Source organism: Streptomyces sp. NPDC027672 (assembly GCF_055566335.1).
The window spans coordinates 76,565-98,976 of sequence record NZ_JBVHSO010000014.1; the positions used below are offsets into that span (position 1 = coordinate 76,565).

General features: G+C 73.5%; 21 protein-coding genes and 1 pseudogene. 11 read left to right on the forward strand and 11 right to left on the reverse strand.

The features are described from left to right. The first annotated feature begins 36 nt into the window (after window positions 1-36). From ACZ4SV_RS29255 to thpD, 6 genes and pseudogenes are all read left to right on the forward strand, one after another. The gene (locus ACZ4SV_RS29255; RefSeq protein ID WP_468007752.1) at window positions 37-1,137 is read left to right on the forward strand and encodes a pyridoxal-phosphate-dependent aminotransferase family protein; all 1,101 of its coding nucleotides are present in this window, start codon (window positions 37-39) and stop codon (window positions 1,135-1,137) included. A 90-nt stretch (window positions 1,138-1,227) separates the two neighbouring features. Beyond that, window positions 1,228-1,299 (forward strand): annotated as a pseudogene (locus ACZ4SV_RS29260) (mycothiol transferase); the annotation flags it as partial. 255 nt (window positions 1,300-1,554) lie between these two features. Further along, entirely contained in the window at window positions 1,555-2,073 is a 519-nt protein-coding gene (ectA, locus tag ACZ4SV_RS29265; RefSeq protein WP_365874219.1) for a diaminobutyrate acetyltransferase, read from the forward strand. 12 nt (window positions 2,074-2,085) lie between these two features. Beyond that, window positions 2,086-3,357, forward strand: coding sequence for a diaminobutyrate--2-oxoglutarate transaminase (gene ectB / locus ACZ4SV_RS29270; protein ID WP_365874217.1), 1,272 nt, complete (start codon window positions 2,086-2,088; stop codon window positions 3,355-3,357). A gap of 30 nt (window positions 3,358-3,387) precedes the next feature. Next, a complete protein-coding gene (locus tag ACZ4SV_RS29275; RefSeq protein ID WP_468007755.1) occupies window positions 3,388-3,792 on the forward strand; it encodes an ectoine synthase in 405 nt (134 codons plus the stop codon). A gap of 4 nt (window positions 3,793-3,796) precedes the next feature. Then, complete coding sequence (gene thpD / locus ACZ4SV_RS29280; protein ID WP_468007757.1) at window positions 3,797-4,690, forward strand: ectoine hydroxylase; 894 nt, start codon at window positions 3,797-3,799, stop codon at window positions 4,688-4,690. A 94-nt stretch (window positions 4,691-4,784) separates the two neighbouring features. On the opposite strand, the gene ACZ4SV_RS29285 is transcribed toward thpD, so the two are convergent. The 3 genes from ACZ4SV_RS29285 to ACZ4SV_RS29295 form a co-directional block, all read right to left on the reverse strand. Beyond that, window positions 4,785-5,846, reverse strand: coding sequence for an aminotransferase class V-fold PLP-dependent enzyme (locus ACZ4SV_RS29285; protein ID WP_468007759.1), 1,062 nt, complete (start codon window positions 5,844-5,846; stop codon window positions 4,785-4,787). A gap of 95 nt (window positions 5,847-5,941) precedes the next feature. Further along, on the reverse strand, window positions 5,942-6,661 hold the full coding sequence (locus ACZ4SV_RS29290) for a DsbA family oxidoreductase (protein WP_397948225.1): 720 nt from the start codon (window positions 6,659-6,661) through the stop codon (window positions 5,942-5,944). A gap of 207 nt (window positions 6,662-6,868) precedes the next feature. Next, on the reverse strand, window positions 6,869-8,398 hold the full coding sequence (locus ACZ4SV_RS29295; RefSeq protein WP_468007761.1) for an aldehyde dehydrogenase (NADP(+)): 1,530 nt from the start codon (window positions 8,396-8,398) through the stop codon (window positions 6,869-6,871). A gap of 144 nt (window positions 8,399-8,542) precedes the next feature. Here ACZ4SV_RS29295 and ACZ4SV_RS29300 point away from each other — a divergent pair, with 144 nt between their 5' ends. The 5 genes from ACZ4SV_RS29300 (at window position 8,543) to ACZ4SV_RS29320 (ending at window position 13,114) form a co-directional block, all read left to right on the forward strand. Further along, the gene (locus tag ACZ4SV_RS29300) at window positions 8,543-9,316 is read left to right on the forward strand and encodes an IclR family transcriptional regulator (protein WP_397948228.1); all 774 of its coding nucleotides are present in this window, start codon (window positions 8,543-8,545) and stop codon (window positions 9,314-9,316) included. 144 nt (window positions 9,317-9,460) lie between these two features. Continuing rightward, the gene (locus ACZ4SV_RS29305; RefSeq protein ID WP_468007763.1) at window positions 9,461-9,952 is read left to right on the forward strand and encodes a GNAT family N-acetyltransferase; all 492 of its coding nucleotides are present in this window, start codon (window positions 9,461-9,463) and stop codon (window positions 9,950-9,952) included. A 65-nt stretch (window positions 9,953-10,017) separates the two neighbouring features. Continuing rightward, window positions 10,018-11,472, forward strand: coding sequence for a peptidoglycan D,D-transpeptidase FtsI family protein (locus ACZ4SV_RS29310; RefSeq protein WP_468007765.1), 1,455 nt, complete (start codon window positions 10,018-10,020; stop codon window positions 11,470-11,472). Between the two features lie 200 nt (window positions 11,473-11,672). Further along, the gene (locus ACZ4SV_RS29315; protein ID WP_365874199.1) at window positions 11,673-12,242 is read left to right on the forward strand and encodes a SigE family RNA polymerase sigma factor; all 570 of its coding nucleotides are present in this window, start codon (window positions 11,673-11,675) and stop codon (window positions 12,240-12,242) included. Next, a complete protein-coding gene (locus tag ACZ4SV_RS29320; protein WP_468007767.1) occupies window positions 12,239-13,114 on the forward strand; it encodes a hypothetical protein in 876 nt (291 codons plus the stop codon). The genes ACZ4SV_RS29315 and ACZ4SV_RS29320 overlap by 4 nt, the downstream gene beginning before the upstream one ends. A gap of 59 nt (window positions 13,115-13,173) precedes the next feature. Here ACZ4SV_RS29320 and ACZ4SV_RS29325 read toward each other — a convergent pair whose 3' ends face one another. From ACZ4SV_RS29325 to ACZ4SV_RS29360, 8 genes are all read right to left on the reverse strand, one after another. Further along, complete coding sequence (locus ACZ4SV_RS29325; protein ID WP_468007769.1) at window positions 13,174-13,971, reverse strand: HAD family acid phosphatase; 798 nt, start codon at window positions 13,969-13,971, stop codon at window positions 13,174-13,176. 81 nt (window positions 13,972-14,052) lie between these two features. Continuing rightward, window positions 14,053-15,162, reverse strand: a complete 1,110-nt coding sequence (locus ACZ4SV_RS29330) for a pectinesterase family protein (RefSeq protein ID WP_468007771.1) — start codon at window positions 15,160-15,162, stop codon at window positions 14,053-14,055. A 69-nt stretch (window positions 15,163-15,231) separates the two neighbouring features. Then, window positions 15,232-16,548: a pectate lyase family protein gene (locus ACZ4SV_RS29335; protein WP_468007773.1), complete on the reverse strand. Its 1,317-nt coding sequence runs from the start codon at window positions 16,546-16,548 to the stop codon at window positions 15,232-15,234. 18 nt (window positions 16,549-16,566) lie between these two features. Next, window positions 16,567-17,337: a rhamnogalacturonan acetylesterase gene (locus ACZ4SV_RS29340; RefSeq protein ID WP_468007775.1), complete on the reverse strand. Its 771-nt coding sequence runs from the start codon at window positions 17,335-17,337 to the stop codon at window positions 16,567-16,569. 103 nt (window positions 17,338-17,440) lie between these two features. Continuing rightward, a complete protein-coding gene (locus ACZ4SV_RS29345; RefSeq protein ID WP_468007777.1) occupies window positions 17,441-18,781 on the reverse strand; it encodes an ABC transporter substrate-binding protein in 1,341 nt (446 codons plus the stop codon). Between the two features lie 110 nt (window positions 18,782-18,891). After that, window positions 18,892-20,397, reverse strand: coding sequence for a glycoside hydrolase family 43 protein (locus ACZ4SV_RS29350; protein ID WP_468007779.1), 1,506 nt, complete (start codon window positions 20,395-20,397; stop codon window positions 18,892-18,894). Continuing rightward, the gene (locus tag ACZ4SV_RS29355; protein ID WP_468007781.1) at window positions 20,394-21,239 is read right to left on the reverse strand and encodes a DUF6807 domain-containing protein; all 846 of its coding nucleotides are present in this window, start codon (window positions 21,237-21,239) and stop codon (window positions 20,394-20,396) included. Before ACZ4SV_RS29355 ends, ACZ4SV_RS29350 begins: the two co-directional genes overlap by 4 nt. Beyond that, on the reverse strand, window positions 21,239-22,378 hold the full coding sequence (locus tag ACZ4SV_RS29360; RefSeq protein WP_468007783.1) for a Gfo/Idh/MocA family protein: 1,140 nt from the start codon (window positions 22,376-22,378) through the stop codon (window positions 21,239-21,241). The genes ACZ4SV_RS29355 and ACZ4SV_RS29360 overlap by 1 nt, the downstream gene beginning before the upstream one ends. Window positions 22,379-22,412: the final 34 nt, after the last annotated feature.

Below are 22,412 nucleotides of genomic sequence, written 5' to 3' on the forward strand. Positions count from 1 at the left end.
GGAATCGAACTCTGGCGTACGAAGAGAGAGCACACCGTGACCCACCCCTTCCTCGACCTGCCCCCGCTGAGTGCCGAGCGCTTCGCCGCCATCGAGGACGCGGTGGCCCGGCTGCTGGACACCCGGCAGGACGTCCTGATCACCCAGGGCGAGGCGCTGCTGCCGCTGGAGGGCGCGATCCGCGCCGCGGCCGGCCCGGGCACGGTGGCCCTGAACGTGATCACGGGCCCGTACGGCCAGACCTTCGGCCACTGGCTGCGCGACGCCGGCGCCACCGTGTACGACCTCGCGGTCCCCTTCCACACGGCGGTGACCGCCGGGCAGGTCCGGGAGGCGTTCGCCGAGCACCCGGAGATCGACTTCGTGTCGCTGGTGCACGCCGAGGCGGCGACCGGCAACACCAACCCGGTCGCGGAGATCGGCGAGGCGGTGCGGGAGCAGGGCGCCCTGTTCTACCTGGACGCGGTGGCCTCCGTGGGCGCGGAGCCGGTGCTGCCGGACGCGTGGGGCGTGGACCTGTGCGTGATCGGGGCGCAGAAGGCGATGGGCGGTCCGGCGGGGGTGTCGGCGATCTCGGTGAGCGAGCGGGCGTGGGCCCGGATGGCCGCCAACCCGAACGCTCCGCGCCGGTCCTACCTGTCCCTGCTGGACTGGAAGGAGCGCTGGACCGACGCCGGCCGCACGGTGCTGCCGCACGCGCCGGCCCAGTTGGAGATGCTGGCGCTCCAGGCGTGCCTGGAGCGGATCGAGGCGGACGGACTGGAAGCGGTGATGGCCCGGCACCGGCGCGCGGCGCTGGCCGCGCGGGCCGGCGCGGTGGCGCTGGGCGGGGGCCTGGAGCCGTACGTGCACGAGGAGCGGGACGCGGCGCCGGTCGCCACGACGCTGCGGGTGCCCTCCGGTGTGGTGGCGTCGGAGCTGGTGGCGCGGGCCCTGGCGAGCGATCCGGCGCTGCCGCTGGCGGCCGGCGGCGGGGCGCTGGCCCAGGAGATGGTCCGGGTCAACCACTACGGCCCCGACGCGACCGAGGACGCGGTGCGGGACTGCCTCACGGCACTGGGCACGGCCCTCGCGGAACAGGGCCACGAGGTGAACCTCCCCGCCGCCCACCGCGCCGTGAAGAACGCCTGGCAGTAACGGGCCCGACGGGCCGGGCAGCGACGGCCCGGCAGCGGCCGGCCGGATGACGACGGCCCGCGCCCACGGCGCGGGCCGTCGCCGTGTCCGGAGGACACCGTGCGGCACAACGGGCATGCCGATCTGTTGCGTGAACGTATCGACGGGGCCATCGGCTACTGAATTCAATTCACTTTCACAAAGTCCGCCAATTCCCCGGACGATAGCTTCCCGTCTTCTTCTGCCCGCTTTTTGCAGGGCTAAACAGAAGAGTTTGCGGACGGATACGTCCGGCTTTTCGGGCTGTGACACACTCCACAACGAAGGTGATTTGCACCCTTTTGCCGCCGGGCATTGCGGACATTTCCCCGATAGGCCCAGGACACCGCGCCGTCGCTCCCGTGCATTTTCGAATTCGCCTCGCTAAATTCGTGCCGCATGACTGCCGCACCCGCAGACCTGCTCATCGACCATCCGGCGACCACCGACGGAGCCGCTCTCTGGCGGATCGCCAAAGACTCGGAAACCCTCGACCTGAACTCCTCCTACAGCTATCTGCTGTGGTGCCGGGACTTCGCCGGCACCTCGGTGGTGGCCCGGGGCGTGGACGGGGAGCCGGTCGGTTTCGTCACCGGCTACCTGCGGCCCGGCCGTCCCCGCACCCTGCTCGTCTGGCAGGTGGCCGTCGACGCCGCCCACCGCGGTCTCGGCATCGCCGGAAAGCTGCTGGACGGCCTCGCCGCCCGGCTCACCGCCGAACGCGGCATCACCGAGCTGGAGACCACCATCACGCCCGGCAACACCGCCTCCGAGCGGCTGTTCACCTCGTTCGCCGAACGGCACGGCGCACGGGTCACCCGCGAGGTGCTGTTCCCCGCCGGCCTGTTCCCGGGCGGCACGCACGACCCCGAAGTCCTGTACCGCATCGGCCCGCTGACCGCCTCCACCGCCCACTGAGGAGCCCCGCACGTGACCATCACCCAGCCCGACCTGAGCGTCTTCGAGACCCTGGAGTCGGAGGTGCGCAGCTACTGCCGCGGCTGGCCCGTCGTCTTCGACCGGGCCCGGGGCAGCCGGATGTACGACGAGGACGGCCATGCCTACCTCGACTTCTTCGCCGGTGCCGGATCACTCAACTACGGCCACAACAACCCGGTGCTGAAACGGGCGCTGATCGACTACCTGGAGCGGGACGGCGTCACCCACGGTCTCGACATGTCGACCACGGCCAAGCGGTCGTTCCTGCGGACCTTCCAGGACCTGGTGCTGCGGCCGCGCGACCTGCCGTACAAGGTGATGTTCCCGGGGCCGACGGGCACCAACGCGGTGGAGTCGGCGCTGAAGCTGGCGCGCAAGGTGAAGGGCCGCGAGGCCATCGTGTCGTTCACCAACGCCTTCCACGGCATGTCGCTGGGCTCGCTGGCCGTCACCGGCAACGCCTTCAAGCGGGCCGGCGCCGGGGTGCCGCTGGTGCACGGCACGCCGATGCCGTTCGACAACTACTTCGACGGCCGGGTGCCGGACTTCCTGTGGTTCGAGCGACTGCTGGAGGACCAGGGGTCCGGGCTGAACAAGCCGGCCGCGGTGATCGTGGAGACCGTGCAGGGCGAGGGCGGCATCAACGTCGCCCGGCCCGAGTGGCTGCGCGCGCTGAAGGAGCTGTGCGAGCGGCAGGACATGCTGCTGATCGTCGACGACATCCAGATGGGCTGCGGCCGTACCGGCGCGTTCTTCTCCTTCGAGGAGGCGGGCATCACGCCGGACATCGTCACCGTCTCCAAGTCGATCAGCGGCTACGGCCTGCCGATGTCCCTGTGCCTGTTCCGGCCCGAGCTGGACATCTGGGAGCCGGGCGAGCACAACGGCACCTTCCGCGGCAACAACCCCGCCTTCGTCACCGCCACCGCCGCGCTGGAGACGTACTGGAGCGACGGCTCGGCGATGGAGAAGCAGACCCGCACCCGCGGCGAGCAGGTCGAGCGGGAGCTGATCTCGCTCACCGAGGAGAACCTCGCCGACGTGAAGGAGTACCGCGGGCGCGGGCTCGTCTGGGGCCTGGAGTTCCACGACAAGGAGCGGGCCGCGAAGGTCGCCCGGCGCGCCTTCGAACTCGGCCTGCTCATCGAGACCTCCGGCCCGCAGAGCGAGGTCGTCAAGCTGCTGCCCGCGCTCACCATCACCCCCGAGGAACTGGACGAGGGCCTCGGCATCCTCGCCCGCGCCGTCCGCGAGACCGCCTAGCAAGCGCCTGGCACAGAGGAGGAACCCACCGTGATCGTGCGATCGTTCAAGGACATCGAAGGCACCGACCGCCATGTGAAGGCGGCGTCCGGCACCTGGGAGAGCAAGCGGATCGTCCTCGCCGAGGAGCGGGTCGGCTTCTCGCTGCACGAGACCATCCTGTACGCCGGGACCGAGACGTCGATGTGGTACGCCCACCACGTCGAGGCCGTCGTCTGCACCCGGGGCGAGGCCGAACTCACCGACCGGGAGACCGGCAAGACGTACACCATCACGCCCGGCACCATGTACCTCCTCGACGGGCACGAGCGGCACACGCTGCGCGTCAAGGAGGACTTCCACTGCCTCTGCGTGTTCAACCCGCCGGTCACCGGCCGGGAGGACCACGACGAGAACGGGGTGTACCCGCTGCTCACCGAGCCCGAGGAGGCGTAAGGACATGACCACCGCCACCGTGAGGGACCTCTACCCGACCCGCGGCACCACCGAGGTGACCCTCCCCCGGCAGGACCCGGTCCTCTGGGGTGCCCCGGACACTCCCGGCCCGATCCCGGCCGCCGGCCTCCAGGCGTACGAGCGGGACGGCTTCCTCGCCGTCGACCAGCTCATCACCCCGGCCGAGGTCGAGGTGTACCGGCGGGAGCTGGACCGGCTGGTCTCCGACCCGGCGGTGCGCGCCGACGAGCGCGCCGTCGTGGAGCCGCGGTCGCAGGAGATCCGCTCCGTCTTCGAGGTGCACCGGATCAGCGAGGTGTTCGCCGGTCTGGTGCGCGACGAGCGCGTGGTCGGCCGGGCGCGGCAGATCCTCGGTTCGGACGTGTACGTCCACCAGTCCCGGATCAACGTCAAGCCGGGCTTCGGCGCGAGCGGCTTCTACTGGCACTCGGACTTCGAGACCTGGCACGCCGAGGACGGCCTGCCGCACATGCGGACGGTGTCCGTCTCGATCGCGCTCACCGAGAACCACGACACCAACGGCGGCCTGATGATCATGCCGGGTTCGCACCGGACGTTCCTGGGCTGCGCCGGGGCCACGCCGAAGGACAACTACAAGAAGTCCCTTCGGATGCAGGACGCGGGCACGCCCTCGGACGAGGCGCTGACCAGGCTGGCGGACGAGCACGGCATCCGGCTGTTCACCGGCAAGGCCGGCTCGGCGACCTGGTTCGACTGCAACTGCATGCACGGCTCCGGTGACAACATCACGCCGTTCCCGCGCAGCAACGTCTTCATCGTGTTCAACAGCGTGGAGAACACGGCCGTGGAGCCGTTCGCGGCGCCGGTGCGGCGCCCGGAGTTCGTCGGGGCCCGGGACTTCACACCGGTCCGCTGAACCACGCCGTCCCGGGGGCCCGCGCGGGTGTGCGCGGGCCCCCGGCGCGTACCGCGGCGCCGGAACCGGGAGCCGGCATCGGGCGCCGGGGCGGTCAGCCGGACAGCGCGTCCAGCAGCCGGTCCACGTCCGCGGGCGTGTTGTAGAGGTGGAAGGCCGCGCGCAGATGGCCCGAGCGGTCGGAGACCTCGATGCCCGCCTCGCTCAGCCGGGGCTGGCGGGAGCCGAGTCCGGGCACCGAGACGATCGCCGAGCCGGGCGCGGGCACCGGCTCGTGGCCGAGGTCCGCGAGGCCCGCGCGGAACCGGTCGGCGAGGGCGGTGTCGTGCGCGTGGATCGCCGGGACGCCGAGTTCCTCGATGAGTTCCAGCGAGCGGCGCAGGCCCGCGAAGGTGAACAGGGCGTGGGTGAGGTCGAACCGGCGGGCGGAGCGGGCGAGTTCGGCCACCGGGCCGTAGCAGCTCTCCCAGGGCCGTTCGGCCGCGACCCAGCCCGCGAGGACGGGCGTGAGTCCGCCGAAGTCCTCGGGGACGGTGAGGAAGGCCGCGCCGTGCGGGCCCAGCAGCCACTTGAAGGTGACGCTCGCGGTGAAGTCGAAGGCGTCCGCGTCGGCCGGCAGCCAGCCGGCGGACTGGGAGAAGTCGACGTAGGTGCGGGCGCCGTGGGTGCGGGCGGCCTCGCGCAGGGCGGCCAGGTCGGCGAGCCGGCCGTCGGCGGACTGGGCGGCGCTGACCGCGACGAGCGCGGTGCCCGGCCGCACGGACTCGGCGATCCGCTCCAGCGGGACCGTGCGGACCTTGAGGTCGCCGCGGACGTGGAACGGGTTGAGCACGGAGGTGAAGTCGTCCTCGGCGGTCAGGACTTCGGCTCCCGCGGGCAGCGCGGCGGCGATCACACCGGTGTGCGCCGCGACCGAGGCGCCCGCGGCGACCCGGGTGGCCGGGACCCCGGCGAGCCGGGCGAACGCGGCCCGGCTCGCCTCCACGTCCTCGTACAGCGGGGTCAGCGGCCGGCCCTCGGCCCGCAGCAGCGCCGCTTCCTGGAGGGCGGCGACGCTGCGGGCGGGCAGCAGGCCGTTGCTCGCGGTGTTGAGGTAGGTGCTCCGCGGGCGGAACTCGGCGCGGACGAGGCGGTCGAAGGTCTCCGTGGTCTCCATGGGACCACTGTGCGGCCCGGCGGTGCCTGCGTCCATCGCGATTTTCTGCCCGGTTCCTCCAAGGAACGCTTATGGGACCGCGCCGGCCGGCGGTGTCAGCCGTGCGACGGGACCGCGCAGCCGTCGGGGCCGCACGCCTCGGCGTCCGCCCGGCCGACCGGCCGCAGCGGGGAGCGCTCGCCCCAGGCCTGGGTCAGCGCCTGGGTGAAGACCTCGGCGGGCTGGGCGCCGGAGACGCCGTAGGTCCGGTCGAGGACGAAGAACGGCACGCCGGTGGCGCCGAGCCGGGCGGCCTCCTGCTCGTCGGCGCGGACCTCCTCGGCGTAGGCGTCCGGGTCGGCGAGCACCGCGCGGACCGCCCCGGCGTCCAGCCCGGCTTCCACGGCCAGCTCCACCAGGCGGTCGTCGCCCTCGGTGAACAGGGAGCGCTCCTCGGCGAAGTTGGCCCGGTACAGGACCTGGAGCAGCCGGTCCTGCGCGCCGTGCTCCTTGGCGAGGTGCAGCAGGCGGTGCAGGTCGAAGGTGTTGCCGTGGTCGCGGCCCCGGGTGCGGTAGTCCAGGCCCTCGGCGGCGGCCTGGGCGCCCAGGTTGTCCTCGCCGGCCTGGGCCTGCGCCTCGCTCATGCCGTACTTCGCGGTCAGCATGGTGAGCACGGGCTGGACGTCGCCCTTGGCGCGGCCCGGGTCCAGTTCGAAGGAGCGGTGCACCACCTCGACCTCGTCGCGGTGCGGGAAGGCAGCGAGCGCCTTCTCGAAGCGGGCCTTGCCCACATAGCACCAGGGGCAGGCGATGTCGCTCCAGATCTCGACGCGCATGTCTTCGGCTCTCTCCGGGTGGTACGGCTGCGGGGGCTTTCCCCGGCCGGGTGCGTGAACGTTCAAGCAGCCCGTTTCATTCCCGCTTGGCGCCGAGCCGCGCGGCGCCGGCCGGGACCGCGCGCCCCGGCCGTCCGGCCGGGGACCGGCCGGACGGTTGCGGTCAGCACCGCGGCCGTGGCCGGTTCCCGCCCGGCGGCCGGGGTGCTACCGCTCCAGCCGCCCGTTGAACCGCCGGGGCAGGCCGAGGGGGTTGTCGTCCTTCAGCTCGGCCGGCAGCAGGGCCTCCGGCGCGTTCTGGTAGGCCACCGGCCGCAGCCACCGCTCGATGGCGGTGCCGCCCACGGAGGTGGAGGTGGAGGTGGTCGCCGGGTACGGGCCGCCGTGGTGCTGGGCCGGTGCCACCGCGACACCCGTCGGCCAGCCGTTCACCAGGACGCGCCCGGCCAGCGGGGTCAGCTCCGCGAGCAGCTCGGGCCCCCGGCCCCGGCCGGCGGCCTCGTCCGAGGAGACCTGGACCGTCGCCGTGAGGTTGCCCGGCAGCCGGGACAGGACGGCCTTGGCCTCCTGCTCGTCGGCGTAGCGGGCCACCACGGTCACCGGTCCGAAGCACTCCTCCAGCAGCAGGTCGTGCGCGCCCCGCTCGGCCAGCTTCGCCGCCGGCACGGTGAGGACACCGGCGCTGACCGTGTGCTCGTCGCCCGCGCCCGGGGCGACCGGCGTGTCGACCCCGGGCAGCCCGGCGCGCTCGGCCGCGCCGGCGAGGAAGTTGTCCCGCATCCGGTGGTCGAGCAGCACGCCGGCGCCGGTGCCGCCGACCGCGTCGGCCAGGGACTTCACCAGCCGGTCGCCCCCGTCGCCGGACGGCACCAGCACCAGGCCGGGCTTGACGCAGAACTGGCCGACGCCGAGGGTCATCGAGCCGGCGAGCCCGGAGCCGATCTCCTCGGCCCGCTCGGCCACGGCGGCCTCGGTCACCAGGACCGGGTTCAGCGAGCCCAGTTCGCCGTGGAACGGGATCGGCACCGGGCGGGCGGCGGCGGCGTCGAAGAGTGCCCGGCCGCCCCGCACCGACCCGGTGAAGCCGGCCGCGGCGACCAGCGGGTGCCTGATCAGCTCGACGCCCGCCGCGAACCCGTGCACCAGGCCGACGACGCCCTCCGGGATGCCGTGCCCGGCGGCGGCCGCGCGCAGCACCCCGGCGACCCGCTCGGACAGGGCCGGGTGGTCGGGGTGGGCCTTGACGACGACCGGGCAGCCCGCGGCCAGCGCGCTCGCGGTGTCGCCGCCGGCGACGGAGAAGGCGAAGGGGAAGTTGGAGGCGGAGTAGACGGCGACGACGCCGAGCGGCACCTTGTAGCGGCGCAGGTCCGGCACGGGCGGGGTGGCCGTGTCGTCGGGGTGGTCGATGACGACGTCCAGGAAGGCGCCTTCGTCGACGATGTCCGCGAAGGCCCGCAACTGGTAGGCCGTACGGGCGAGTTCGCCGTTCAGCCGGACCGGGCCGAGCGCGGTCTCGGCGTCGGCGGTCTCCACCAGGCCGTCCCGGGCCGCTTCCAGGCCGGCGGCGGCCGAGCGCAGGAAGGCGGCGCGGACCGTGCGGTCGGCGAGGGCCTCCCGCGCCGCGTGGGCCGCCCGGACGGCCGCGTCGATCTCCTCGGCGGTGGCCTCCACCGCAACCTGTTCGCGCTGCTTCCCGGTGCGCGGGTCGACACTCCAGACTGGTGCTGCTGCCACCGCGGGTCCCTCCCAAATAAGGCCGCACTCTTCGAAACGTGCGCGTCACCCCGAGCGCGTTCGATATACTGAACACTGTCTCTGATGATGAACGCTTCGGAGACTATATATCTCGGTCCTCGTCGAACGAAGGGGTCAAGGGCGATGACGGCAGGCGACACAGGGGGCGGGGCGCAGGTCAAGTCCGCGGTACGGACCGTTGAGCTGCTCGAATACTTCGCCGGCCGGCCCGGTATGCACTCGCTCGCGGCCGTCCAGGAGGCCGTGGGCTATCCCAAGTCCAGCCTCTACATGCTGCTGCGCACGCTGGTGGAGCTGGGCTGGGTGGAGACGGACGCCACCGGCACCCGGTACGGCATCGGGGTGCGGGCGCTGCTCGTGGGCACCTCCTACATCGACGGCGACGAGGTGGTGGCCGCCGCCCGCCCGACCCTGGACCGGCTCTCGGACGACACCACGGAGACCATCCACCTGGCCCGGCTCGACGGCCCCAACGTGGTCTATCTGGCGACCCGGCAGTCCCAGCACTACCTGCGCCCCTTCACCCGGGTCGGCCGCCGGCTGCCGGCCCACTCCACCTCGCTCGGCAAGGCGATCCTCGCCACCTACACCGACGAGCAGGTGCGCAAGATGCTGCCGGAGACGCTGCCCGCGCTCACCGAGCACACCCTCACCGACCGGGAGCGGCTCATCGAGGAGCTGCACCAGGTCCGGGAGCGGGGCTTCGCGGTCGACCGCGAGGAGAACACGCTGGGCCTGCGCTGCTTCGGCGTGGCCATCCCGTACCGCACGCCCGCCCGGGACGCCATCAGCTGCTCGGTCCCGGTAGCCCGGCTGACGCCCGCCCACGAGCAACTGATCAAGGACGCGCTGTTCGACGCGCGGGACCGGCTGACGCTGGCGACCCGCAGGCTCTGAGATCCGGCCCGCGGACCCGAGGGCCGGGCCGTCCGCCCGGCGCCCGGGTCGCCGGCGCCACGCCCGGATCGTCGGCGCCGCGCCCGGGTCGTAGGCTGCGCGCCCGGGTCGTAGGCTGCGCGTCCGGGTCGTAGGCTCGGGGTCATGGAGATCGTGCTGCGGGCCGTCCAGGACGGTGATCTGCCGGTGGTCCGCCGCCAGATGACGGACCCGGAGGCCGTGCGGATGGCCGCCTTCTGCCCGGACGGCCTGGACGACCGGGAGGCTTTCGCGGCCTACTGGAAACGGCTGCGCGGCACCTCCCACGTCCTGCGCGCGGTGCTGGCCGACGGCGCCGTGGTGGGCACCGCTGCGGTGTACGGAGTGCCCGGCGAGCGCGAGGTGACGTACTGGATCGACCGCGCGTACTGGGGCCGGGGCGTGGCGACGGCCGCGCTGCGGGCCCTGCTCGCCGAGGTGCGCGACCGGCCGCTGTACGCGCGCGCCGCGGCCGACAACGCCGGCTCGCTGCGGGTGCTGCGGAAGTGCGGGTTCCGCGAGACGGCGCGGGCGCGGGGGTTCGCGAACGCGCGGGGGCGGGAGATCGAGGAGGTCGTGCTGGTCCTGGCGGACCGGGCGGACGGGCCGGCCGGCTGAACGCCGGATGAGAAAAACGGCCGTAAGGGAACGATCGACCCCGTTGCGCTCGTCTTCCGGGCGGGATGAACAAGACGATCAGGCGGGCGTCCGTCTTCGCGCTGCTGCTCGTGCTCGCCCTGCTGGTCAGGGCGACATGGCTGCAGTACTACGACGGCCAGGCCCTCGCGGACGACAACGACAACCGGCGGAACGTGATCGCGACCTACTCACGGCCCCTGGGGAACATCATCGTGGCCGGGGAGGCGATCACCGGCTCGACACGGACGAAAGGAAGCGACCTCGCCTACAAGCGGACGTACACCGACGGCAGGCTGTACGCGGCGGTGACGGGCTACGCCTCGCAGGCGTACGCGCCCACCCAGCTGGAGGGCATCTACACCGATCTGCTCAACGGCACGGACAACCAGCTGAAGACCGTGATGGACACCGTCACCGGCCGGCGCGCCGACCCGGGCGACGTGGTCACGACGATCGACCCGGCCGTGCAGAAGGCGGGCTACCGCGCGCTGGGCGGCACCAAGGGCGCGGCCGTCGCGCTCGACCCGAAGACCGGCAAGATCCTCGCGGTGGTCTCCACCCCGTCGTACGACCCGTCCACGCTCACCGACGCCGGCACGGCCGGGACGGCGTGGCAGCGGCTCAACGCGGACAAGGACAAGCCGCTCACCAACCGCGCGCTGCGCCAGCCGCTGCCGCCGGGCTCCACGTTCAAGCTGGTGGTCGCGGCCGCCGCGCTGGAGGACGGGCTGTACGAGAACGTGGACGAGCCCACCGACAGCCCCCAGCCGTACATCATGCCGGGCACGGTGCGCGAGCTGCCGAACGAGAGCAAGTCGGCGCCGTGCCGGAACGCCTCGCTCCGGGTCGCCCTGCGCTACTCCTGCAACAACGTCTTCGGTCATCTGGCCGTCCAGCTCGGGCAGGACAAGGTCAGGGCCATGGCCGAGAAGTTCGGCTTCAACGACGAGGAGCAGGACGTGCCGGTGCGCGCCTACCCGAGCGTCTACCCCTCCGGCATGGACAAGTCGCAGACGGCCCTGTCCGGCATCGGCCAGTTCAACGTCACGGCCACGCCCCTGCAGATGGCCATGGTGTCCGCGGCCATCGCCAACGGCGGCAAGCTGGTATCGCCGCACATGGTCGCGCGGATCACCGACGGCGGCGGTGATGTGCTGAAGGACTACGACGACGACACGGACACCAAGGAGATCATCGGCTCCCGCACCGCGGAGCAACTGCGGTCGGCGATGGAGACCGTGGTGAAGGACGGCACCGGCACCAACGCGCTGATCGACGGCGTGACCGTCGGCGGCAAGACCGGCACCGCGCAGCACGGCGAGAACAACGACAAGTCGCCGTACGCCTGGTTCACCTCCTACGGCAAGTCCGACGGCAACGGCAAGGAAGTGGCCGTCGCGGTGATGGTGGAGCAGTCCGACGCGGCACGCTCGGAAGTGAGCGGCAACGGCCTGGCCGCGCCCGTGGCCAAGGCGATGATGCAGGCGGCCCTGAAGTAGCACGCCCAGCGAGCGGAGGCGGGAGGGCACCGTGCGGCGCCCTCCCGCCTCCGCTCGTATCCCCTCCCGTTCCCCCGCGGCGCGTGGACTTCCGGTGCGCGGAGGCGAGTTCGGCGGGTCATACGATGTCCGGCCACCCGTACAATTCCTCGCATGTCATTTGCATGACACTCCTGGCGCGCACCGAGAAGAGGTCACCCGTGGGCACAGTCGTCGACGACGCAGCCTCCGTGGAGTTCCACGCCTTCTTCGAACAGCACTACGCCGAACTCGCCCGCCTCGCCCGCCTCCTCACCGGCGAGGCGGACGCCGCCGACGACCTCGCGGCGGACGCCCTGCTCGCGCTGTGGCACCGCTGGGACCGGGTGCGCGCGGCCGACCACCCGGTGGCGTACGCGCGGGGCGTGGTCGCCAACCTGGCCCGCACCCGGATCCGCAGCGCGGTGCGCGAGCGGCGGCGGGTCGCGCTGTTCTGGCCGCGCGGCGAGGAACGGACCGAGAACCCGGACGTCGCCGGGGTCGTGGACGTCCAGGAGGCGCTGCGCCGGCTGCCGTTCCGCAAACGGGCGTGCGTGGTGCTCCGGCACGCGTGCGACCTGTCGGAGAAGGACACCGCCCTCGCGCTCGGGATCTCGGTGGGTACGGTGAAGAGCCAGACGTCCAAGGGCATGGCCGAACTCCAGCGGCTGCTCGGCCCGCAGGGCGACCCGCCACGGGTGCGCGCGGCGATGGCGGTCCGGGCGGGCGAGAGCGGAGGAAGGAACCGATGAGGCGGCAGGACGTGCACGAGGAGCTGCGCGCCCGGCTGCACGAGGCGGCCGAGGCCCACCGGCCGGACCGCGCGCGCATCCTGGCCCGGGTGGAGCGCGGCATGGCCGCCCCGCCCGGACCCGGCCACCGGGCCGTGCGCCCGCCGGTGCCCGGCTGGCTCCGGGTGGTCTGCGCGACGGCCGCGGTGGCGGGCGTGCTCGCGGCCGGGGGCTACGCCGTGGCCTCCGCGGTGCGCGACGACCCGCCGGCCCGGCAGACCGTGGCGGTCTCGCCCACGCCCACGGCCGGCTCGCCGGCGCCTCCCGCCACCCGGCCTGCGGACCGCTCGGCGGACCCGGCGGACCCGGCGCCCGGCGAGGGCACCGGCCGGCCGTCCCGGGCGCCGCACGTCCCGCCCACCCGCGCACCGGGCGCCTCCTCCTCCCCCACGCCGGACGCCACCGCCCCGGCGAAGCCGCCGGCGGCCCGTGCCGAACAGGACGGACCGCTGTGGTCGGACGGCTCGGTGAACCCGCACAGCAACGCCTTCTGGGCACAGAGCGATCTGACCCTGCGGACCACCGAGCGGCTGACCTCCCTCACCGTCGAGCTGCGGATCGCCCAGACCGGCTCGGTGACGTCGACCGGCGCGTGGCGCTCGCTGCCGGAAGGGGACTTCACCCAGCGCGTCGCCGAGCGGGACGGGTTCGTCGTCTACACCTGGACGCTGCGCGAGGGGCGCACGGTGCCGGCGGGCCGGTGGGTGTTCGCGGGGCAGTACGACCACGCCCGCGGCGGACGCGACGCGGGCGCCGACCGCTATGCCATGACCGGCGTGGCCGGCGGGCATGGCTACGCGGTGGCCGGTGACTTCGCCCCGCACGACGGCTGAGAGACGGCGGCGCCCGGGTCCCCGCCGGCCCGGCCGGGGGGACGGTGCTCAGCCGGCCGTCAGGAGACGAAGTAGGTCGGGTTCGGCAGCTTGTAGGCGCGGTCGGCGTAGCCGCCGTCCAGGTCCGAGTACTGGTCGCCGAAGTTGGCGATGATCTCGTAACCGAGGTCGTGCTCGATGTGCCGGCGCGTGCCCGACTTGTACTGGACGGTCGTGCAGTTCCAGGTGCCCGGCACGGCGCAGTGCTTCAGATAGGCCGGCGGGGCGGCCTTGTCCTTGAGGAACATGTGGCCGGCGTCGAGGTTCACGTCGGCGCCCGCCTTCTTCAGGTTCGCCACCGCGCCGGCGCGCTGGGCCTCGGTGAGACCGGAGTTGTAGAAGACCTCCACGCCCCTGGACTCGGCGTAGCGCACCAGCTCGGGGCTGCCGAAGACGGCCGGACGGTCGGCCTTGTTCACGTAGTCGTTCCAGGTGGCGGAGTCGTACGTGTAGTTGTGGCGCTTCTCGTAGTCGAGGCTGAGCAGCAGGGTGTCGTCGATGTCGAAGACGACGGCCGGCCGGGCGCCCCGGTGGTGCGCCGTGCGGGCGGCCTTGTCGAGGTAGCGCTCGGCCTCGGCGTCGATGCGCGCCAGGTCCTCGGCGTACGGGCTGTCCGGGGACGCCTGGTAGACGCCGTCGGCGTCGGCGGTGGTGCCGTAGTAGGTGTCGATGTCCTTCACCAACTGGCCGATGTTGTACGGCTCGTGGGTGGAGTTCGCCGTCGACTGGCCGGCGCCGGCCACGCCCGCGCCGTACAGCGCGGCACCGGCGACGGCACAGGCGGCGCCGGCCGCGGCCGCCTTGAGGGACTTGCGCATGGATCCTCCGGATCTGGTGGATGGAGTGACGTACCAGGTCACGGACTGTCTACGCGCATCACACGGCTACCGCGAGCCCTGTTATCCGATCGATATGCCCTGCCAGGGGCGCCAGTTGCCGAGATAGGCGGTCCGGGTCGCCGACGCGGCCTGGGCGGCGGTCAGCCGGGGCCGGTTCTCCGGCACGGTGACGGCGGCGCCCGGCCCGGTGTTGCGGTACTCGGCGAAGCGCTGCTCCTGCCAGGGGTGGGCCGCCGCCATGTCGGCGTAGGGGGCGACGGCGTCGATGCCGGGGCCGAGCCAGGTGTCGCGGACGGTGAGCATCGGGCGGGCGGTGGGGTCGGAGCTGGGGACCCAGGGGCGGGCCAGTTTGTAGAAGCCGTCCGGGGCCTCGCTGCTGACGCGGCCGTGCGTGACGAGGAAGCCGCGCGGGTTGGCGGCGGCCGTGGAGGGCGCGAAGACGAAGCCGTAGGGCGCCGCGGCCAGGTCCGTCCGGTCCAGGGTGTGGAAGCGGCAGTGCTCGTAGACGGCGGTGGCCCGGCCGAAGACGAAGTCGACGTCTCCTTCGACATGGCAGTGGGCGTAGTACTGGCGGGCGAAGACACCGAGGGCCAGGGTGTCGGCGTACAGGGTGTCCTGGTGGCCGAGGAAGCGGCAGTGCAGGAAGGCGCCGCGGTCGCCCTGCGCCTTGAGAGCCACGGCCTGGGTGCCGGTGGTGCCCGGATGGGCGGCGCGCAGCCAGTCGTTGGCGAAGGTGAGGTGGCGGGCGGTGAACCCGTCGGCCTGGACGGTGACCGTGGCCGAGCCGCTGGTGCCGTGGGTGCCGCCGCCGGGCGCGGGGGTGCCGGCCGCGTTGTCGTAGACGATCACGACGTCCCGGGGGTCCCCGGTGGCGCCGATCCAGGTCATCTCCGGGCGGCCGGCGTCGACGGCGACCGTCTCGCGGTAGGTGCCGGGCGCGAGCACGAGGGTCCGGCCGCTGCCGGTGGCGGCGGTCACCGCGGCCTGCACGCTGGTGAAGTCGCCGCGCCCGTGCGGGTCGACGTAGAGGGTGTCCGGGGTGCGGCGGCGGGCCGGGGAGCCGTGGCGGCCGAAGGGGCGCGGGCCGGCGTGCGCGGGGGCGGGCGCCAGGGCGAGCGCGGCGGCGGACCCGGCGCTCGCGGCGAGGAGACCTCGTCGGGTCAGGGGCATGGGACGGCTCCTTGTCGGGGCGGCTCGGGCGGGTGCGGCCGGGGCGGGGCGCGCCCCGGCCGCGGGCGGTCAGCGCAGGTGTCCGGCGCCCGCGTGGCGGGCGACGAGGCCGGGGACGGCCTCCGGCCGGTCCACCCGGGTGCGCAGGGCCGGTGTCCAGCCGGCCCCGGACCGCAGGCTCTCGCCGGGGACTTCGGCGTTGTGGACGGCGACGAGGTCCGCCGGCCGGCCGTTGACGTAGTTGTCGGCGGCGGTGACCGGCGCGTCCTTCCACTTCTTCAGGACCGTGCCGGCGCCGGTCCCGGCGGGCAGGGTGAACGCGTTGTGCTCGGCGACGAGCTGGGACTCCAGGCCGATGCCGTAGCTGTAGGAGTAGCCGGCACCGGCGACGAAGTGGTTGTTGTAGGAGTCCACCTGCCCGAAGCGGACGCGCGGGGCCCGTTCGACCAGGTTCCGGAACAGGTTGTGGTGGAAGGTGACCTTCAGGTGCCCGCGGTCGACGGCGGCCGTGGCGGCGCTGTCGCTGTTGCCTATGAGGATCGTCTTGTCGTGGTCCTCGAAGACGTTCCAGGAGGCGGTGACGTAGTCGGCGCCCTTGACGACGTCCAGCTCGCCGTCGTGCTGCTGGTAGATCCGGCCGTAGTACGACGGCAGGGTGCTGTCCGGGTGGTCGCCGTCGGTGAACGTGTCGTGGTCGATCCACACGTGGGACGACCCGTACACCACGGCGCTGTCGTACTCGGAGTTCCAGTTGCCGTCGGCGGTGTCGGTCGGGTCCCACTGCGGGAAGCAGTCGAGCGGGCTCTCGAAGGCCAGGTTGCGCACGATGACGTTGTCGACGCCCTTGATCTGGAGGCTGGCGCCCTTGAAGCCGGCGTCGCGCCCGATGCCGACGATCGTGGTGTTGGCCGGGACGGCCGCCTTGATGGAGGCGTCCTGGCGGGCGGCGGAGGCGCGGCGCAGGCCCTCGGGGCTGTCGTCGGGCTCGGCGTCGAGGGTCGTGGTCCGGCCCCACACGGCGGGGTCGTAGGTCTTCAGATAGGCGGCGAAGTCGTAGCCGGGCACGGCGAACGCGTCGCAGCCGGGCCCGTCGGCGTCGAGGGTGCCCCGCACCCGGACGATCTTCGGCGCGCTGCCGCCGTCCGCGAGGGCGGCCTTGAACTGCTCCCAGGTGGTGACGGTGTAGACGTGCGCGGGGCCGGCGGCGGCGCCGCCGGTCGTCCCGGTGCCGTAGGCCGCCCAGCCGTCGCCGGCGGGCAGCACCTGCCGGCCGGGGGCGGTGCGGTGGGCGGGGTGCGCGGACGCGGTGCCGGTGACGGCGAGGACGAGGGCCGTGCAGCCGACGGCCGTCGCTATGACACGTCCATGACATCCAGGGATACGCATGGTGGGGCTCTCCTCAAGCTATGCGGGTGGCCAGGTGATCCAGGAGGCGGGGACCTCCTCGTGCAGCCGGACGACGTCGTGCCGGGCCAGCACCCGGGTGCGCAGCAGCTCCCGCGCCACGAGCCGCGCCACGGCGACGGCGCCCGGCGGGTTGAAGTGGGTGTTGTCCTGCTCGGTGGCGGTCCAGTTGAAGTAGGTCTTCGTCTCCTCGGCGCCGAGCCGCTGCCACAGCGCGAGCGAGAGCGCCTCGATGTCGAGCAGCGCGACCCCTTCCTGCTCGGCAAGGGCGCGCATGGCCGCCGGGTATTCGCCGTGGGTGGGCAGGGCGGTGCCGTCGGCGGCGAACCGGCGGCGCTCCACCGGCGTGGCGAGCACGGGCCGGGCACCGCGCTCGCGGGCGCCGTCGAGGTACAGCCGCAGGTAGCGCTGGTACGTCGTCCACGGCTCGGTGTACCGGGCGGGATCGGTGGCCTTCTCGTCGTTGTGCGCGAACTGGACGAGCAGCACATCCCCGCGCCGGACCCCGGCGAGCAGCGCGTCGAGCCGCCCTTCGTCCACGAAGCTCTTCGCACTGCGCCCGTTCACCGCGTGGTTGGCGACCTTCAGCTCCTCGCGGAGGAAGAAGGGCAGCGCCATGCCCCACCCGGTCTCGGGGGCGGCGTCGGCGTACTTCTGCGCGGCCGTGGAGTCGCCGGCGAGGTGCAGGGTGCGGGTCTCCCGGCGGGAACGGCCGACGAGCGGTACGGCGGCGAGACCCGCGGAGGTGACTTGTCTGCGCGTGAGGGACACGGCCTGTGCCTTTCGACTGGGGTGCGTTTCCAGGGGGGCGGAAGACCGCGCGTCCGGCCGGGGCCGGCCGGCGGTCCCCCGCCCTCGGGAGCCGTCCGGCCGCTCAGCGGTGCTCCTTCCAGTCCGCCTGCGCCGTGTTCAGCTGGTCGGCGAGCGTGTCCAGGAACTCCTTCGCGCTCAGCTTCCCGAGCAGCACCTTCTGGAGGTTCGGTTCGTTGTCGGCCTTGGAGAGGGTGTTCCAGTCGGGCAGGTAGTACGGCAGCTGCACGATCTTCGTGCGGGACCCGTTCAGTGCCTCGGCGGCCAGCTTCGTCGGCTCCGACGCCCGCACCCACGCGTCCCCGGCCGCCTCCGTGTTGGCCGGCACCTGCCCCGCGACCTCGTTCCACTTGCTGTTGGCCGCGTGCGAGGCGGCGAACTCGATGAACTTCCAGGCTGCGGCCTTGTTCTTGCCGGACTTGAACAGGGCGAGCCCGTCGACCGGGTTGGACACCTGCACCCGGGTCCCGTCGTCCAGGGTCGGGTTGGGGATGCCGCGGAACCTGCCCTTCAGCGCCTTCTCGTGGTCGGCGTAGGAGCCCAGGTTGTGGCTGAGCATCCCGATGGTGCCGGAGTCCCACTGGGCGACCATCTTGGTGAAGTCGTTGTTCACGTCGGCGGACGGCGTGTCCTTCTTGTACAGGCCGGCGTACTTCTCCAGCGCGGCCACGTTCCTCGGGTCGTTGACGGTGGTCTTGTCGCCCTTCCAGAAGGACGTGATCCCGCTCTGCCCGTACATCGCGTCCAGGGCCTGGGCGATGGAGCCCTCACCGCCGCGCAGGGTGTAGCCGAAGGCGTTCTTGTCCTTGTGCGTGAGCCGGTCGGCGGCCCGGTAGAACTTCGTCCAGGTGGTCGGCGGCTCCAGCCCGGCCGCGCGGAACAGGTCGGTCCGGTACCACAGCGTGCCGTTGTTCGCGGACGTCGGCACGGTGTACGTCCTGCCGTCGCCGCCGGCCGCCTTGACGCTTTGCAGGAACGTGGCGTTCAGCCTGTCCTTCAGCGGGCTGCCGGCGAGCCGGCCGTCCAGCGGCTCCAGCGCGCCCTGCGCGGCGACCTCGGCCAGCATCGCCGTGCCGACGCCGCCGACGTCCGGCAGGCCGCCGCCCTGGATGGCGGTGTCGTACTTGGACTGGACGCTCGCGGCGGGCACCCCGACGTACTTGACCTTGATGTCGGGGTACTTGTCCTCGAAGTCGGCGATGATCTGCTTCCAGACGTCGGTGCGGACACCGCCGTTGTTGTCCCAGAACGTGACGGTGCCCTTGCCGGAGCCCTCGTTCCCCTTGCCGCCCGCGCCGCCGCTGCCGTCGTCGCCGCAGGCGGTGGCGGTCAGCGCGAGGACGGAGCCCAGGGCGACGGCCAGGGCGGCGCGCCTGCTTCTGCGGTTGCGGATGCTGCTTGTCATCGGTCGGCTCTCTTCTGCTGGGTCCAACGGGGCAGGGGGTGGTGGGGCTCGGTGTCCGGTCCGTTGCCGCGGACCGGGGAAGGGCGTGCCCGGCCAGGCGGGCACGGTGCTCACGAAGGGGTGAAGCGGAACCGGGTGAAGGTGGCCGAGCCCGCCGGCCCGGTCCCCTCGGGTGCGACGGCGAACAGGCCGAGCAGGGCGCCGACCCAGCGCCAGGGCACGGCCGCGAAGACCGGCCCGGACGGACGCGGGCCGTCCCCGACGTCGTAGGAGAACCGGCACCGCGCCCCGGGTCCGGCCTCGATCCGCAGCCGGGCCCGGCCCCCGGGCGCCACGCACGGCACCCCGGCGTCGCGTTCCCGCTCGGCGACCTCCTCCGCGAAGCGGTGCACGAGGCGGACCGTCCCGTCGGTCCCGCGCTCCAGCCCGATCCAGGAGAAGGCGTCCCCGAGCACCGCCAGTCCGGCCCGCGCGCCCGGCTCGGTGGCGTCCAGCCGCAGCCCGACCTCGACGGTGCCCGGCACCCCGGGCAGCCGCTGGGTCAGGACGTGGGGCAGTTTCCGCGGGTCGTGGGCGTCGGCGGAGCGGACGCAGGCCAGCCGCAGCCCGTCCCCGGAGTGCTGGGTGGCCCAGCCGTCGGCCGGGTTGGCGGTCCACTGCCACTGCCGGCCGTACCGGCCGCCGGGGAAGTCGTCGTCGGTGGCGGGCGCGGCGGGCGGCTGCGGCGGCAGCGCGGGCCGCCGGTGCACGGCGACGGGGGCGCCGTCGTCGCCGAGGACCGGCCAGCCGTCGTCCGCCCAGCGCATCGGCTGGAGGTGGACCACCCTGCCGTAGGCGCCGCGCTGCTGGAAGTGCACGAACCAGTCCTCGCCGGCCGCGGTGCGCACCCAGCCGCCCTGGTGCGGTCCGTTGACGTCGGTGTCCCGCTGCTCCAGGACGATCCGCTCCTCGTAGGGGCCGAAGAACCCGCGCGAGCGGAACGCCCCCTGCCAGCCGGTCTCCACCCCGCCGGCCGGGGCAAGGATCCAGAACCAGCCGTCGTGCCGGTACAGCTTGGGTCCCTCCAGGGTGAACCAGCCGGGGATGCGGTCGCCGTCTACGATCACCCGGCCCTCGTCGAGCAGCGAGGTGCCGTCCGGGTGCATGCGGTGGCCGGTGAGGCGGTTCTTGACCCCGGAGCGGGATCTGGCCCAGGCGTGCACGAGGTAGGCCTCGCCGGACTCCTCGTCCCACAGCGGGCACGGGTCGATCAGGCCCTTGCCCGCCTTCACCAGGTGCGGGCGGGTCCACGGGCCCCTGATCCCGGGGGCGTTGACCTGGAAAACACCCTGGTCCGGGTCGCCCCAGAAGATCCAGAAGCGGTCGTCGTGGTGCCGGAGGGACGGCGCCCAGACCCCGCAGTCGGGCCGGGGCCGGTCGAACTCCTCCGCCGGTTCCAGGCGGTCCAGGGCGTGGCCGACGAGGGTCCAGCCGACCAGGTCCCGGGAGTGCAGCAGCGGCAGGCCGGGGACGCGGCCGAAGCTGGAGGCGGTCAGGTAGATGTCGTCGCCGACGCGGACGACGTCCGGGTCGGACCAGTCGGCGTTCAGCACCGGGTTGCGGTAGGAGGAGGTCACTGGGCCACCGCCTTGCGGACCAGCGCGGCCGCTTCGGCGCGGTCGGGCCGGCCGTCGGCGACGACGGTGACGATCCGGCGTACGACGGTCTCGCCGGGCGCGACGGACAGCCGCTCGGTGTGCGCGAGACTGGAGCCCACGCCCGGGTACGCGGCGGCCCGCACGAACCAGGGGTCGCGGCGGGTGTCCTCGGTGGCGCCGGCGAAGAGCAGCGTCCAGCGGGCGCCGGCCAGCGCGAGCCAGTCGGCGCGGGTGCCGTGCACCGCGGCCTCGCCGTCCCGGTCGGCGGTGAACACCTCCGGGGTCCGTGCCTCCTTGCGGGCCCGCCAGAAGAAGCCGCCGTAGGCCGCGCCGGGCCGGCCGTTGGTGGCGGGGCTGCCGAGCGACAGCGGGGCCGGGGTGACGTTGGTGAGGGAGAAGGTGAAGTCCAGCGCCCAGGCGGTGGCGCCGAGCCCGGTGGCCGCGACCGTACGGCGTTCGCGCAGCAGCTCGGTGCCGGCGGCGACCCAGCGCAGCTCCTCCACGAAGCCGTCCGGGTCGCAGAGCTGAAAGCCGGTGTGCCGCTGGGCGCCGTGGTTGTCCAGCTCGGTCGGGCCCCGGTCGCGGACGAAGGTCCGGCCGCCCCAGAAGTTGTACCCCTCGACGTCGGGGACGGCGACACCGACGCCGAGGTGGTGGGCGTGGTCGGCCGGGCCCAGCTCGGTGACCGCCGTGCCGGCCAGGGTGGTGACGGGGTGCAGGCAGGGGCGCGGGGCGAGCCGGGCGGGCAGCTCGGGCCGGATGACGTAGCGGCCGACCGGCCGGCCCGCGACCCGCAGGACCAGGCTGTCGTGGGAGGGCATCAGGTGCTCACCTCGTTCGGCGGGGCCCAGGAGGCGCCCAGTTCGGAGTAGAGGGCGAGGGTGTCGGCGCTGGCCGCGACCAGGCCGTCGACGCCCGGTACCGTCCGGCGCCCTTCGCCCGGCAGCAGCCGCCAGGCGGTGTCCGGCAGCGGCACCGGGTCCGGGGCGGTGCGGACGGCCTCGACCACCCGCATGAAGGCGCCGGTGTCCTCCGGCGGGACCAGCAGCGCGGTGCCGTGCTCCAGGTGCGCGACCAGGTTCTCCAGCAGGTCCGTGCGGCCGTACACGGTCTCCTCGGGGCCGTGCCCGGTCCGCTGGAGCAGCACCCGGTCCTGCTTGAACCAGAAGGTGATCCGGCCGGTGCTGCCGTGCACCAGCGCGTACGGCTCGCCGGGCCGCTCGGCGCACAGGGTCGCGGCGACCGTGACCGGTCCGCGCGGGGTGCGCACCCGGACGCAGGAGGTGTCGTCGGACTCGATGGCGTTGGCGCGCAGCAGTTCGGTCTCGATGCCGGTGACGTCCTCGGCGCGGGTGGTGCCGAGCAGGGCCAGGGCGGTGGCGACGGCGTGCGCGAGCGGGTTGGTGAGGACACCGTCCACGACGTCGGCGCCGTCCAGGCGCCGCCGGCCGGCCCAGGGCGCCCGCCGGTAGTACGTCTCGTCACGGGCCCAGGCGCCGGCGGCGCCGACCCCGGTCACCTCGCCGATGGCGCCCTCGGCGATCAGCCGCCGGATCGCGGGCAGCGCGTGCGAGCCGAGCGACTGGAAGCCGATCTGGCAGGCCACCCCGGCTCGCGCGACCCCGTCGGCCATGCGGCGGAACGCGGCGTAGGAGGGTGCGGGCGGCTTCTCCAGCAGCAGGTGCGCGCCCCGCGCGGCGGCGGTCAGGGCCAGCCCGGTGTGGGTCGGGATCGGTGTGCAGACGACGGCGATCCGCGCGCCGGTGCCGTCCAGGAGGGCCCCGAGGTCGGCGGACTGCGCGGGCGTGCCCAGGCCGTCCGGGATCTCCGCCGCGGTCAGCGGGGTCAGCTCGCAGATCCCGGCCAGCCGGACCACGCCCCGGGCCTGGAGCCGGCGGATGTTGTCCAGGTGCCAGCGGCCGTGGCCGCGGGCGCCCGCGAGGACGACGGGCACGGTCATGCCGTCCTCCCCGCGACGGCCGCTGCGAGGTGGC

Excerpts from the sequence above, each read along its gene's own strand:
- ACZ4SV_RS29305 (WP_468007763.1), top strand. The coding sequence starts at position 9,461 with ATGGAGATCGTGCTGCGGGCCGTCCAGGACGGTGATCTGCCGGTGGTC.
- ACZ4SV_RS29310 (WP_468007765.1), top strand. The coding sequence starts at position 10,018 with ATGAACAAGACGATCAGGCGGGCGTCCGTCTTCGCGCTGCTGCTCGTG.
- ACZ4SV_RS29300 (WP_397948228.1), top strand. The coding sequence starts at position 8,543 with ATGACGGCAGGCGACACAGGGGGCGGGGCGCAGGTCAAGTCCGCGGTA.
- ACZ4SV_RS29335 (WP_468007773.1), bottom strand. The coding sequence starts at position 16,548 with ATGCGTATCCCTGGATGTCATGGACGTGTCATAGCGACGGCCGTCGGC.
- ACZ4SV_RS29355 (WP_468007781.1), bottom strand. The coding sequence starts at position 21,239 with ATGCCCTCCCACGACAGCCTGGTCCTGCGGGTCGCGGGCCGGCCGGTC.
- ACZ4SV_RS29290 (WP_397948225.1), bottom strand. The coding sequence starts at position 6,661 with ATGCGCGTCGAGATCTGGAGCGACATCGCCTGCCCCTGGTGCTATGTG.
- ectA (WP_365874219.1), top strand. The coding sequence starts at position 1,555 with ATGACTGCCGCACCCGCAGACCTGCTCATCGACCATCCGGCGACCACC.
- ACZ4SV_RS29325 (WP_468007769.1), bottom strand. The coding sequence starts at position 13,971 with ATGCGCAAGTCCCTCAAGGCGGCCGCGGCCGGCGCCGCCTGTGCCGTC.
- thpD (WP_468007757.1), top strand. The coding sequence starts at position 3,797 with ATGACCACCGCCACCGTGAGGGACCTCTACCCGACCCGCGGCACCACC.
- ACZ4SV_RS29345 (WP_468007777.1), bottom strand. The coding sequence starts at position 18,781 with ATGACAAGCAGCATCCGCAACCGCAGAAGCAGGCGCGCCGCCCTGGCC.
- ACZ4SV_RS29285 (WP_468007759.1), bottom strand. The coding sequence starts at position 5,846 with ATGGAGACCACGGAGACCTTCGACCGCCTCGTCCGCGCCGAGTTCCGC.
- ACZ4SV_RS29320 (WP_468007767.1), top strand. The coding sequence starts at position 12,239 with ATGAGGCGGCAGGACGTGCACGAGGAGCTGCGCGCCCGGCTGCACGAG.
- ACZ4SV_RS29330 (WP_468007771.1), bottom strand. The coding sequence starts at position 15,162 with ATGCCCCTGACCCGACGAGGTCTCCTCGCCGCGAGCGCCGGGTCCGCC.
- ACZ4SV_RS29360 (WP_468007783.1), bottom strand. The coding sequence starts at position 22,378 with ATGACCGTGCCCGTCGTCCTCGCGGGCGCCCGCGGCCACGGCCGCTGG.